The organism is Oceanobacillus luteolus, assembly GCF_042678205.1.
Lineage (GTDB): Bacteria > Bacillota > Bacilli > Bacillales > Amphibacillaceae > Oceanobacillus > Oceanobacillus luteolus.
In genome coordinates, this window is record NZ_JBHUDE010000040.1 from 69,913 (window position 1) to 82,208 (window position 12,296).

The 12,296-nt window shown below is 38.8% G+C and carries 13 protein-coding genes; 12 read left to right on the forward strand and 1 reads right to left on the reverse strand.

Going from position 1 to position 12,296, the window contains the following annotated elements; genetic code table 11:
* The first annotated feature begins 7 nt into the window (after positions 1-7).
* The 8 genes from fmt (at position 8) to spoVM (ending at position 7,495) form a co-directional block, all read left to right on the forward strand.
* Positions 8-949 carry a methionyl-tRNA formyltransferase gene (fmt, locus tag ACFSBH_RS08230; protein ID WP_251510864.1) on the forward strand — a complete coding sequence of 314 codons (942 nt, stop codon included), beginning with the start codon at positions 8-10 and terminating at the stop codon, positions 947-949.
* 1 nt (position 950) lies between these two features.
* Positions 951-2,300 (forward strand): 16S rRNA (cytosine(967)-C(5))-methyltransferase RsmB, encoded by a 1,350-nt coding sequence (rsmB, locus tag ACFSBH_RS08235; RefSeq protein ID WP_251510863.1) that lies wholly within the window; start codon positions 951-953, stop codon positions 2,298-2,300.
* A 76-nt stretch (positions 2,301-2,376) separates the two neighbouring features.
* Complete coding sequence (locus tag ACFSBH_RS08240; RefSeq protein ID WP_251510861.1) at positions 2,377-3,135, forward strand: Stp1/IreP family PP2C-type Ser/Thr phosphatase; 759 nt, start codon at positions 2,377-2,379, stop codon at positions 3,133-3,135.
* The gene (pknB, locus tag ACFSBH_RS08245; protein ID WP_379597016.1) at positions 3,132-5,174 is read left to right on the forward strand and encodes a Stk1 family PASTA domain-containing Ser/Thr kinase; all 2,043 of its coding nucleotides are present in this window, start codon (positions 3,132-3,134) and stop codon (positions 5,172-5,174) included. The genes ACFSBH_RS08240 and pknB overlap by 4 nt, the downstream gene beginning before the upstream one ends.
* Positions 5,175-6,059, forward strand: a complete 885-nt coding sequence (gene rsgA, locus ACFSBH_RS08250; RefSeq protein ID WP_251510859.1) for a ribosome small subunit-dependent GTPase A — start codon at positions 5,175-5,177, stop codon at positions 6,057-6,059. It abuts the gene before it with no gap.
* 1 nt (position 6,060) lies between these two features.
* Positions 6,061-6,717, forward strand: a complete 657-nt coding sequence (gene rpe, locus ACFSBH_RS08255; protein WP_251510858.1) for a ribulose-phosphate 3-epimerase — start codon at positions 6,061-6,063, stop codon at positions 6,715-6,717.
* Between the two features lie 2 nt (positions 6,718-6,719).
* Entirely contained in the window at positions 6,720-7,382 is a 663-nt protein-coding gene (locus tag ACFSBH_RS08260) for a thiamine diphosphokinase (RefSeq protein WP_251510857.1), read from the forward strand.
* 29 nt (positions 7,383-7,411) lie between these two features.
* Entirely contained in the window at positions 7,412-7,495 is an 84-nt protein-coding gene (gene spoVM, locus ACFSBH_RS08265) for a stage V sporulation protein SpoVM (RefSeq protein ID WP_156855553.1), read from the forward strand.
* A 276-nt stretch (positions 7,496-7,771) separates the two neighbouring features.
* Here spoVM and rpmB read toward each other — a convergent pair whose 3' ends face one another.
* On the reverse strand, positions 7,772-7,960 hold the full coding sequence (gene rpmB, locus ACFSBH_RS08270; protein WP_251510856.1) for a 50S ribosomal protein L28: 189 nt from the start codon (positions 7,958-7,960) through the stop codon (positions 7,772-7,774).
* A gap of 326 nt (positions 7,961-8,286) precedes the next feature.
* Here rpmB and ACFSBH_RS08275 point away from each other — a divergent pair, with 326 nt between their 5' ends.
* The 4 genes from ACFSBH_RS08275 (at position 8,287) to sdaAA (ending at position 12,287) form a co-directional block, all read left to right on the forward strand.
* On the forward strand, positions 8,287-8,649 hold the full coding sequence (locus ACFSBH_RS08275; RefSeq protein WP_251510855.1) for an Asp23/Gls24 family envelope stress response protein: 363 nt from the start codon (positions 8,287-8,289) through the stop codon (positions 8,647-8,649).
* 124 nt (positions 8,650-8,773) lie between these two features.
* Positions 8,774-10,432, forward strand: a complete 1,659-nt coding sequence (locus tag ACFSBH_RS08280; protein WP_251510854.1) for a DAK2 domain-containing protein — start codon at positions 8,774-8,776, stop codon at positions 10,430-10,432.
* Positions 10,433-10,734: 302 nt separating this feature from the next.
* Complete coding sequence (gene sdaAB / locus ACFSBH_RS08285) at positions 10,735-11,397, forward strand: L-serine ammonia-lyase, iron-sulfur-dependent subunit beta (RefSeq protein WP_251510853.1); 663 nt, start codon at positions 10,735-10,737, stop codon at positions 11,395-11,397.
* A 14-nt stretch (positions 11,398-11,411) separates the two neighbouring features.
* Positions 11,412-12,287 (forward strand): L-serine ammonia-lyase, iron-sulfur-dependent, subunit alpha, encoded by an 876-nt coding sequence (sdaAA, locus tag ACFSBH_RS08290; RefSeq protein ID WP_251510852.1) that lies wholly within the window; start codon positions 11,412-11,414, stop codon positions 12,285-12,287.
* Positions 12,288-12,296: the final 9 nt, after the last annotated feature.

Genomic DNA, 12,296 nt, shown 5'->3' on the forward strand with positions numbered 1-12,296 from the left:
AGATTTAATGAAAAAAATCGTATTTATGGGAACGCCAGATTTTTCGGTGCCAGTTCTTGAATCACTGGCCAAGTCAGATTATGAAGTTGTTTTAGTCGTTACCCAGCCTGACAGGCCAAAGGGAAGAAAACGTATCATTACTCCATCTCCAGTGAAGCAGAAGGCAGTAGAACTAGGATTGCCAGTATTCCAACCAGAGCGCTTAAGAGATAACTTTGAAGAAATTTTACAAGTAAAACCAGATTTAATTGTAACCGCTGCGTATGGTCAATTACTACCCACTAATTTGCTAGAAGCGCCTCCGTTCGGTTGTATTAATGTGCATGCGTCGCTCCTGCCGGAATTACGAGGTGGTGCACCGATACATCATGCGATTATTCAAGGAAAAAAAGATACAGGTATAACCATTATGTATATGGTAGAGAAACTAGATGCTGGTGATATCTTAACGAAGGTTAATGTACCTATTGAAGCGGAAGATCATGTTGGGACTTTACATGATAAACTATCAGTCGCTGGGGCAAGCTTGTTAATAGAAACATTGCCTAAGTTATTTAATGAAGAGCTCACCCCGATAAAACAAGATGAGGAAAAGGCTACATTCGCTGCAAATATAAAGCGTGAGGATGAATGGATTGATTGGAGTAAAGACAACACTGATATTTATAACCAAATCCGTGGTTTACATCCATGGCCCGTTGCTTATACCACCTATCTTGGAAAGACGTTAAAAATCTGGTGGGGTGAATTGGATAACAGCGAATATGATGGGAAACCTGGAGAAATCGTAAAGAAAAATGAACAGGATGACTTTGTTGTTTTGTGCGGAAATAAGCGAGGTATTCGAATTACAGAGATTCAACCAGCAGGTAAAAAGCGGATGTCGGTGAAAGATTATTTACAAGGATCCAGTGATAGAATTAAAGTCGGTGTTATACTAGGAGAATAATATGAAAACAGCACAGTTGAGAATGTTAATTTTAGAACTATTACTCCGGATTGAAAAAGATCGCAGCTTCAGTCATCTTTTAATAAATCGGGAAATACAAAAAAGTAACCTTACAACAAAAGATGAGGCTCTCCTTACACAAATTGTATATGGAACACTTGAGAGGAAGCTGACGTTGGATTATTATCTCTCAAGCTATGTTGATCCAACAAAAAAACTCGACCTTTGGGTGAAAGTGTTACTGCGGATGTCTGTTTATCAAATGATTTTCTTGGATAAAATCCCGGATCATGCAATTATCCATGAAGCGGTAGAAATCGCTAAGCAAAAGGGGCATAGAGGAACTCAAGGGTTTATTAACGGAGTATTACGAAATGTCCAAAGAAAGGGAGTACGAGACATTTCTGAGATTAGTGATCCGGTTGAAAGATTATCGATAGAAACAAGTCATCCCCTTTGGCTGGTAAAGCGTTGGATAGAGCAATACGGTTTTCAGACCACACAAGAAATCTGTCTGGCAAATCTTGAAGAAAAACCTATATCCGTACGAATTCAACCCCTGCGAATAGCAAGGGGGGAAGCGATACAATATTTGGAGAATGAAGGCTTCCAAGTCAAACCTTCCATCTTCTCTGAACAGGGAATTATTATTGAAAAAGGAAATATTTTAACTAATAATCTATTTAAACAAGGCATGCTAACCATTCAGGATCAAAGTTCCATGTTAGTTGCTGAAGTGTTGAAACCTGAACCAGGAATGACGGTTCTTGATGCTTGTAGCGCACCAGGAGGCAAAGCAACGCATATTGCTGAGAAAATGAAAAATGATGGCATTGTTTATGCACATGATTTGCATAAAAAGAAGGTAAATCTTATAGAAGAAAAGCAAAGAAACCTTCAACTATCCATTATCGAAGCAACAGCTTATGATGCGCGTAAGCTACAAGATAAATATAAGAATACCAGCTTTGATAGAATTCTTGTTGATGCTCCTTGTTCAGGCCTTGGAGTTATTACAAGTAAGCCAGAAATTAAATACGAAAAAACTGCCGAAGACATTGAGCGGTTACAATCGGTTCAATCGGACATCTTGAATCATGCAGCACAACTTCTAAAAGACGATGGATTATTGGTCTATAGTACATGTACGATTGAGAAAACAGAAAATGAAGAGGTAATTCATCAGTTTCTAGAAAAAAATCCAGAATTTATCGTAGATACAAGCTTTTTCAACGAGTTGCCAGAAGTCCTCCAATCTTCTATAGGAATAACTGAATTTGGGGTACAACTATTTCCGCAAAGTTTCAAGACAGATGGTTTTTTCCTGACTCGTTTGAAAAAAGTTAAATAAACTATTCTTTATTATTTCTTATTATGCAATAATCAAAGAAGAATGGAATGGAAATGTTTGGATTAGGGGGGGCAATATGAAGGCTTGTTTTATGACTGATGTAGGAAAAGTAAGGAGTAATAACGAAGATTCTGGTGGAATTTTTCGCAATAAAAGTAAACAAGTGTTGGCCGTTGTTGCTGATGGGATGGGTGGCCATGCTGGTGGAGAAATCGCTAGCCAGTTAGCAACGCAAATTGTTCAGGATAAATGGGAAAAAACAGAAGTTTTTCAAACTGCAGCTAACATTGAACAATGGATCTCGGAGACGGTTTCAGAAGCAAACCAAATCGTTTATAAGGAATCTAAGGAGAAAGCAGATTTGGAAGGAATGGGCACCACACTTGTTCTAGCTGCTTGTATGGAAGAATTTATAACGGTTGCACATATTGGAGATAGCCGTTGTTACCTTTCGAACGAAGGGGGATTAAAGCAGCTTACTGAGGATCACTCGTTAGTTAACGAGCTCCTTCGCGCTGGTCAAATCTCACCCGATGATGCTGCATATCATCCAAGGAAAAATGTCGTATCCCGGGCATTAGGCACGGATAAAGCAGTGAAAACCGATATTCAGACAATTGGTTGGGAATATGGTGACAAGATACTGCTTTGCTCTGACGGACTAACGGATAAAGTCCATGCTGATGAACTGGCAGAATTTTTGGGTAAGGATGAAGCGATTAGCGAAATAGGGGAGCAATTAGTAGATCTTGCCAATGGCCGTGGTGGAGAAGACAATATTTCATTGGCAATTGTACATTATGACTGGACAGCGAGAGCAGGTGAGAATGAATGAGAAAAGGCCATCTTTTGAATGAACGCTACAAGATAATAAGAAAAATAGGTAGCGGCGGAATGGCTGAAGTTTATCTTGCAAGAGATACAATTTTGGAAAGAGATGTAGCAATAAAGGCTCTTAAAAGTGAATATATCAATGACCATGAATTTACGACTCGCTTTGATCGTGAAGCTCAAGCTGCAACCAGTTTAAGTCATCCAAACATTGTAAGTATATATGATGTCGGGGAAGAAGAAGACATCCTATATATGGTTATGGAATATGTAGACGGCTTATCGTTGAAGGAATACATACAACAGTACGGTCCAATTAATGTTAATGATGCGATCGATATTATGAAGCAGGTCACTTCTGCTATTGCTCATGCTCATGATAATGACATTGTTCATCGTGATATTAAGCCACAAAATATACTAATGAATAACTTTGGAGAAGTGAAGGTCACAGACTTTGGAATTGCTATTGCGTTGAGTGCAACTGCACTTACTCAAACGAATTCGATTTTGGGTTCCGTCCATTATTTATCACCAGAACAAGCAAGAGGTGGGATGGCTACTAAAAAATCGGATATATACTCAATTGGCATCTTATTTTATGAATTATTAACAGGAAGACTACCTTTTTCTGGCCAGTCTCCCGTTTCCATAGCTTTAAAACATTTGCAAAATGAGACCCCTTCGATAAGGAAACATAATCCAAGCATCCCACAGAGTGTAGAAAATATTGTTCTAAAGGCGACTGCGAAAGACCCATTCCATCGTTATGATTCGATTTATGATTTGGAAGATACAATTAACAGTGCATTAGATCCTGAACGGCTAAACGAAGAACCATATGAGCCTCCGATAGAAGTTGGTGAGGAGACCAAGGCAATCCCTATCATTACGGATGATCAATTTTCTGGATCAGAAAATGAAGATACGATAATAAGTAACACAGGTACTGTAAATAAGACAAAGGCCTACCCACCAAATAAAAAGGCCAAAAAGAAAAAAACAAAAGAAAAAAAGAAAAAAGGTAAGAAGAAAAAATTCTTAGTTATATTCAGTATTTTGTTTATACTTCTTGCAGCAGGTATTACAGCATTGTTCTTCATCCCCGGATTACTGCAACCAAAGGACGTTGAGTTGATGGATGTTGTGGGCATGGAATATGAAGAGGCAAAAGAAGCACTCGAAAGTTTGAATCTGGTCGTTGAAGAGGAATTGACCTATTCTGAAGATGTGGAAGAAGGGTATGTTGTTTCCATGAGTCCATCTGCGGGAAGAACTGTAAAAGAAGAATCAACAGTCACATTAGTAGTTAGTGAGGGTAAGGAACGGATTGTCGTAGACGACTACGTTGGACAGGATATAAATCAAGTTGTGAAGATTCTAGAAGGGCTTGGTTTTGAGTCGGATAGTATTATAACGATTGAGAAGTATTCAGATCAGCCGAACGGTGAAATTTTAAACCAACTTCAACCTTCACCGGAAACAGAGGTTATTCCGAGCGAGAGTAAGGTCATATTTGAAGTTAGTATGGGACCTGAAAAGATAAGCTTGAATAATTTAACCGGTATGACAGAATCACAAGCGCGCGACTATTTGGATGAAAATAATCTCGTATTCAGGAAACATGAGGAACATTCTGATACGGTGGAAGAAGGAAAGGTAATCCGGCAATCTCCAGATTCAGGCACTGAATTACAAGAAGGGGATGCTGTAGATGTATACATTTCCATCGGTCCTGAGGAAGTCCGCCCGGCTTCCCATCGAATAACTCATACAGTCCTCTACACAGGTGATGAAGGGGAAGAGGAAGCTGATGATGGAAATGAAGAAGAAAGTTCCGAACCTGTTGAGCAAATCGTGCGGATATATATTAGGGATGTCAACAATGATATTGCTGATGTCTATGAGGAAATACCTATTACAGAAGATACTCCGGTTACTTTCACATTGCTTATACCTCCCAACGGAGATGCGGAGTATATAATTAAAAGAGACGATGAGACCGTAGCAAATGATGTAATATCTTACGAAGAAGGTGACTAAATGGCAGAAGGCAGAATTATTAAGGCGTTGAGTGGTTTTTATTATGTTAAAACTGATGAAGGTCTGATAGTCCAATGCCGTGGTAGAGGGGTATTCCGTAATCAGAAGATAACCCCTCTAGTTGGGGATCTTGTTGTCTTTGAATATGACGATCCTAATGAAGGATATATCATGGAAATTAAAAACCGTTCAAATGAACTAATACGTCCACCTATATCCAATATAACCCAGGCAATTATTGTGACTTCTGCAAAAGCGCCAGATTTTAATCATTCTTTATTAGATCGTTTTCTTGTACTGATTGAATCTATGGATATCAAGCCTGTGATTTTTATTACAAAAATGGACTTGGTATCACTGGAAGAAAGGAAGGAAATCGAATCTTACCAAGAGGCTTATGAAAAGATTGGATATAGCGTGGAATTATTATCGAAAAAAGATAAACCCTCTTTTGAAGAATTAAAGAATTATTTTAAAGACCACATTACTGTCATTGCAGGTCAATCAGGAGTCGGAAAATCTTCCATACTTAATATGCTGGATAGCAACCTCGATTTAAAAACTGGCGAAATATCGGAAAGCCTAGGCAGGGGGAAACATACAACACGTCATGTTGAATTGATTGAGATTCATGGCGGGCTTGTCGCTGATACTCCCGGGTTTAGTTCGCTGGATCTTGAAACATTAGAAGCGGATGAATTGTCTTACTGTTTTCCAGAATTCCGCAATCGAATGCAGGGTTGCAAATTTAGGGGTTGCATGCATGTGAAAGAACCGAAATGTGCTGTGAAAGCTGCTGTTTCTGACAAAGAGATAGCGTCCTTTCGCTATGATAATTATCAAAGGTTTTTAGAAGAAATAATGTTAAGAAAGCCGAGGTATTAATATGGTAAAAATTGCACCATCTATATTATCAGCTGACTTTGCAAAATTAGGAGAGGAAATCAAGGAAGTAGAAGCTCATGGTGCCGATTATATTCATGTAGACGTGATGGATGGTCATTTTGTTCCCAATATAACAATTGGTCCTTTAATTGTCGAAGCAATCAGACCTGTGACCAGCCTTCCTCTTGATGTACATCTAATGGTTGAGAATCCTGATGAGTTTATTCCGGAATTTGCAAAAACCGGGGCTGATATCCTTACTGTTCATCAAGAGGCTTGTGTACACCTTGATCGAACCATACAACTGATTAAAGATAACGATGTAAAAGCGGGGGTCGTGATTAATCCTGCTACACCTGCCGAACTTTTGAAGCCTATTCTTCCAAACGTAGATCTTGTCCTTGTTATGACTGTGAACCCAGGATTTGGTGGTCAAAAGTTTATTGAGGGAGCTGTAGAGAAAATTAGGCAACTCCGCACATGGAGAGAGGAAATGAGCCTTTCATATGAGATTGAGGTAGATGGCGGAGTTAATGTGGAAACTATTAAGTTATGCACCGATGCAGGAGCGGACGTCCTTGTAGCCGGCAGTGCTATCTTTGATAAGTCAGATAGGAAGCAAGCTATCCAGGATCTGCTACATGCAATAAGGGATTAAGCATGGAAAAGATAACAATTGGAATTGTCGGGAGCGGTCCAGAAGGGGCAATTCCCGATCTCCTCCCTTACGATAAAAATATCGACTTATGGATCGGTGCAGACAGAGGTGCTTTATATTTATTGAAACACAAGCTCAACATCGATTATGCCGTTGGGGATTTCGATTCGGTCACAGCTGATGAAATAGCGAAAATCAGGGAGAATACAAAAGAAATGATTCGGATGCCCAGCGAGAAAGATGAAACGGATCTTGAATTGGCAATAAACCTCGCGTGTAAGTTGAAGCCTGAGACCATTTGCTTGTTCGGAGTAACGGCAGGACGGAAAGATCATGAATTAATCAATATCCAATTGCTATACCGATTGTTAGAGCAAGGGATTACAGGTAAGATAATTGATGAACAAAATGAAATCATAATGACGAAACCAGGTTCCTATCTGATTACTAGAAATCCCGAATTCCCGTATATTTCTTTTATTCCGTTTACTGAAAAAGTGGAAGGTATCCATTTGGAAGGATTTTATTATCCGTTGAATAATGCTGATATATCTTGGGGATCCACACTTTGCATATCAAATGAACTATCTTCAGAAAGTGGGAATTTTTCGTACAGACGAGGCATATTATTATTAATAAAGAGTCGAGATTCCTTTAAAATGTAAAGCCTTGTTTTACGAAGGAGGGGGAACCTATTAAATTCTATACGATTAAGCTCCCAAGGTTTATCGGTGGTTTTGTCAAAGTAGTCATGGGTGTTTTTAAAAAAGATAAATAAAGAACACAGCTTTTGTCCCTTCCGTGGCAGAAGCTGTGTTTTTTGTGCATGTCCAGGAATAATATTATTTGAACTATAAATCCTTCAGTTCTCACAAGATTGTTAGTATCTTGGAGAAGCCAAAATACGACGGGCAATAGGCTTCACTCACCACAGGAAGTCTTGAGTAAGTAGATTTTACGCTCGTCGTATTTCCCTTAAAATAAAAAAAGCACTCGTTAATAGAGTACTTTTTTGATCGTAAATTCATACGATTGAGTCTTGTAGTTGTGTAGATTATACACGTTCTACTTTTCCTGATTTTAGTGCACGAGCTGATACATATACGCGTTTTGGCTTACCATCTACCATGATACGTACTTTTTGTACATTAGCTTTCCATTTACGTTTGTTGGAGTTCATAGCGTGAGAACGTAGATTTCCTGTGCTAGTTTTACGTCCAGTTACAACACATTTTCTAGCCATGACAGTCCCTCCTTACTTTACCAAATATCGTTTTTCATACTTATACAATTTACCATAAGTTCGTTAAGAATGCAATTAAACTTTTCTGTTGAGAAGAACGTTAAGTTGTAGAATAATTTCTGTATTCAATCATGCAAAGAAGATATACTTGACAGATGGAATAAATTCCGCCATTCTTATAAGAGAAAATTACTAGTAAGGAATTCAGTAGCCGCTTTTAAATTATGTCGGGATGTAGTAGAATAACCTTATGCTTTATATGTTATAGGATGGACTTATAAAAAAGTGTTTTTTATTTATATTGAATGAGATGAAGGAGGATGCTCATGTCCATTGAACTTCACACCAATGACGGTCAAGTGACAATTACAAATGATGTGATTGCAACAATTGCTGGTGGAACTGCGGTTGAATGTTATGGAATCGTAGGAATGGCATCAAAAAGTCAAATACGCGATGGTATCGCAGAAATACTTAGAAAAGAGAATTATTCTCGTGGAATAGTAGTACGTCAGGAAAATGACGAGCTGCACATTGATTTATATATTATTGTCAGTTACGGTACAAAAATTTCTGAGGTTGCAAGTAACGTACAATCCCAGGTGAAGTACACGTTAGAGCAATCTCTAGGTCTATCCATTGACTCGGTAAATATATACATTCAAGGTGTTAGGGTATCTAAAGATTAATGAGTCTATTAAAGAATGCCTGTCTTAGCACTTCACTATAAACTGTTCGGTAAAAATTACTGAACAGTTCTTGGTGCGTAATAACAAATGAAGACAGGCTTGGTTTAATTAAGGAGGAAATATGGTGTCTATACATAGTGTGAATGGTAGTCTTTTAACACAAATGATCCTCTCTGGAGCTCATCACTTATCTAATAATGCGGATAAGATTGATGCATTAAATGTCTTTCCGGTTCCAGATGGAGATACAGGAACAAATATGAATCTTTCCATGACTTCAGGCGTTAATGAAGTGAAACAAAATGAATCGGATAATGCTTCCGCAGTAGCTAATGCACTTGCAAAAGGTTTATTGATGGGTGCAAGAGGTAATTCAGGGGTAATCTTATCACAAATATTCCGTGGCTTTGCTAAAGGGATGGGGAGCAAGGAAACTCTTGATGCGAAAGACTTTGCCGAAGCGTTTGATGCAGGAGTTGCGACTGCTTATAAAGCAGTGATGAAACCGGTGGAGGGTACAATCCTTACGGTAGCAAAAGATGCTGCACGTGCAGCAGTTGAAGCGGCAGAAACAGAGACAGAAATCATTGCGTTGATGGAGAAGATACTATCAGAGGCAAAAGCTTCTCTAAAGCGTACACCAGATTTACTTCCTGTTCTAAAAGAAGTGGGAGTAGTCGATTCAGGAGGGCAAGGTCTTGTAACCATTTACGAAGGTTTTCTTGCAGCGTTAAAAGGTGAAGAACTTCCTGAAGACACAGGAATTGAAATGGAAGAACTCATAAATGCTGAACATCACAAAGTAACCCAAGATTTTATGGATACTTCAGAAATTGTCTATGGTTACTGTACGGAGTTTATGGTTAAGTTTGAAGATGATAAATTACAGAATAACCCATACGATGAAGAAAAATTCCGCCAAGAGTTAAGTGAATTTGGTGATTCATTACTAGTCGTTTCTGACGATGAAATTGTTAAGGTTCACGTCCATTCAGAAAGGCCAGGAGATTGCTTGACGCTAGGCCAGCGTTTTGGAAGTTTAATCAATATGAAAATAGAAAATATGCGTGAACAGCATAGTGCAATCGTTGGTAAGAAAGAGAAGGATAATAAACCAAAGCAAAAATCTGAGTATGCTGTAGTTACTGTTGCTATGGGGAATGGCCTCAAAACCTTATTTGAAAGTTTGGGTGTGACCGTCGTTATTGAAGGTGGACAAACCATGAATCCTAGTACACAGGACATTGCGGATGCAATTACATCAGCTAATGCGAAAAAAGTCATTGTGCTACCTAATAATAAAAATATTCAAATGGCAGCAGAGCAAGCTGCTGAATTATCTGAAGCAGATGTCGCAGTGGTTCCGACTCGTACCATTCCTCAAGGTATAAGTGCGATGCTTGTATTTGATCCAGAAGTTGATCTTGTTTCAAATCAGCAGACAATGGAATCTGCAAGTAAGGAAGTTAAAACTGGTCAAATAACTTATGCTGTACGAGATACTCAAATAGATGGCATCACAATTGAAAAAGATCATTTCATGGGAATTGAAGATGGTAAAATCATTACCTCCCATGAGAGTAAACAAGAAGCCGTCAAATTATTACTGAATAAATTGATTACTGAAGATGATGAAATATTAACTATTCTTTATGGTGAGGATATCAGTCAAGAAGAAGTAGATGAAATCGAAGCTTTTGTTGAAGAAAACTTCGAAGACGTCGAAATTGAGATTCACAATGGAGAACAGCCAATCTATTCTTATATCTTCTCAGTAGAATAATCATAACCGCATCAACCAATCAATGGTCTGATGCGGTTATTTTGTTTTCTATATGAAATTAGTCTTACATTCTTCCTGAGGTTCGCAGACCCCGATACACCTTCGCTTTCCGTGGGGTCTCTGGTGTATCGGGGCTGCGGACTACCAGGAGCAATTCATTTTTATGTATTTATCATTTGCTCAAACAATTTTCTTTATAATAATTCAAATGATTCAGTCTCTTGTCAGTGAATTAATGCAGATTCTTGCTATTTTTGATATACTTATAGAGAAATTTACTAGTCTGTAAAGGCGGTGCTAAAATGAAGTATAATTCCGTTTTTGATATAATCGGTCCGGTTATGATAGGACCTTCCAGTTCACATACTGCGGGAGCAGCACGAATCGGACTTGCTGCACGTAATCTATTTGGTAAGCAGCCTAGTTGGGCAAAAATCTATCTATATGAATCCTTTGCGAAAACATATAAAGGCCATGGGACGGATTTTGCACTAGCTGGAGGTCTATTAGGATTTGCTACTGATGATCTTCGTATGAGTAAGGCACTAGATATAGCAAAAGAAGCTGGTTTAAAAATAGAATTTATTGAAGACAATTCTGGAGTCGATCATCCAAATACAGCTAGGCTTGTAATTGGTGATGAGAATGACCAATTAGAATTGGTCGGAATTTCCATAGGTGGTGGAAAAGTCGAGATAACAGAATTAAACGGTTTTGAACTCCGATTATCTGGAAATCATCCAGCAATACTTATCATGCATAATGATAGGTTCGGAGCGATTGCTTCCGTGACAAGAATACTGGCTAAACATGAAATAAATATCGGCCACATGGAAGTGAATCGTAAAGATGTTGGTAAGGAAGCGTTGATGGTCATTGAAGTCGACCAAAATGTTGGAGATGATATATTACAAGAACTGCAATATGCTGACCATATCATTCAAATTTCGAAAATAGATAGTTAGAAGGGGGTAAAATAATGTTTCGTACAATCGCTGAATTAGTTGAAATTGCAGAAACGAAAGAAATACCGATTTCAGAAGTAATGATTCTACAAGAAATGGATGTTAAAGAAAAAACTCGTGAAGAAGTATTTGCTGAAATGGAAAAAAATCTGCAAGTTATGGAAGATGCAATAGAGAGGGCGCTTCAAGGAGTCCAGTCTGTAACAGGGCTTACTGGGGGAGATGCTGTGCGCGTCCAACAATATATGAAAGAAAAAACCCCTTTATCAGGACCGATTTTACTTGACGCGGTAAGTAAAGCGATGGGGACTAATGAAGTAAATGCAGCTATGGGTGTCATTTGTGCCACACCTACGGCAGGAAGTGCAGGATGTGTACCTGGTACCCTATTTGCTGTGAAAAATCAGCTCAACCCGACTAGAGAACAGATGATCCGTTATTTGTTTACAGCAGGTGCGTTTGGTTTTGTTGTGGCCAATAATGCATTCATCTCAGGTGCTGCGGGAGGATGTCAGGCTGAAGTTGGTTCAGCTGGTGCAATGGCTGCAGCCGCGATCGTTGAGATGGCTGGCGGGACACCACAGCAATCAGCTGATGCTTTTGCCATCACATTAAAAAACATGCTCGGATTAGTATGTGACCCTGTTGCAGGTTTAGTTGAAGTACCTTGTGTGAAACGTAATGCATTAGGTTCCTCACAAGCTATTGTTTCTGCAGACCTTGCTTTGGCAGGTGTTACTAGCCGTATTCCTGCTGATGAAGTAGTGGGTGCAATGTATCGTATAGGCAGACAGATGCCTCCAAGTCTACGTGAAACAGGTGAAGGTGGACTTGCTGACACACCTACTGGGAGACTTCTGAAAGAAAAAATATTTGGCGTATCTGTTTAGAAGAGAAAG

Bases quoted from the DNA above. Each gene is read 5' to 3' on its own strand.
- ACFSBH_RS08260 (WP_251510857.1), top strand. From the start codon at position 6,720: ATGGAAAAGATAACAATTGGAATTGTCGGGAGCGGTCCAGAAGGGGCA.
- rsgA (WP_251510859.1), top strand. From the start codon at position 5,175: ATGGCAGAAGGCAGAATTATTAAGGCGTTGAGTGGTTTTTATTATGTT.
- ACFSBH_RS08275 (WP_251510855.1), top strand. From the start codon at position 8,287: ATGTCCATTGAACTTCACACCAATGACGGTCAAGTGACAATTACAAAT.
- rpe (WP_251510858.1), top strand. From the start codon at position 6,061: ATGGTAAAAATTGCACCATCTATATTATCAGCTGACTTTGCAAAATTA.
- rpmB (WP_251510856.1), bottom strand. From the start codon at position 7,960: ATGGCTAGAAAATGTGTTGTAACTGGACGTAAAACTAGCACAGGAAAT.
- ACFSBH_RS08240 (WP_251510861.1), top strand. From the start codon at position 2,377: ATGAAGGCTTGTTTTATGACTGATGTAGGAAAAGTAAGGAGTAATAAC.
- fmt (WP_251510864.1), top strand. From the start codon at position 8: ATGAAAAAAATCGTATTTATGGGAACGCCAGATTTTTCGGTGCCAGTT.
- pknB (WP_379597016.1), top strand. From the start codon at position 3,132: ATGAGAAAAGGCCATCTTTTGAATGAACGCTACAAGATAATAAGAAAA.
- sdaAB (WP_251510853.1), top strand. From the start codon at position 10,735: ATGAAGTATAATTCCGTTTTTGATATAATCGGTCCGGTTATGATAGGA.
- sdaAA (WP_251510852.1), top strand. From the start codon at position 11,412: ATGTTTCGTACAATCGCTGAATTAGTTGAAATTGCAGAAACGAAAGAA.
- rsmB (WP_251510863.1), top strand. From the start codon at position 951: ATGAAAACAGCACAGTTGAGAATGTTAATTTTAGAACTATTACTCCGG.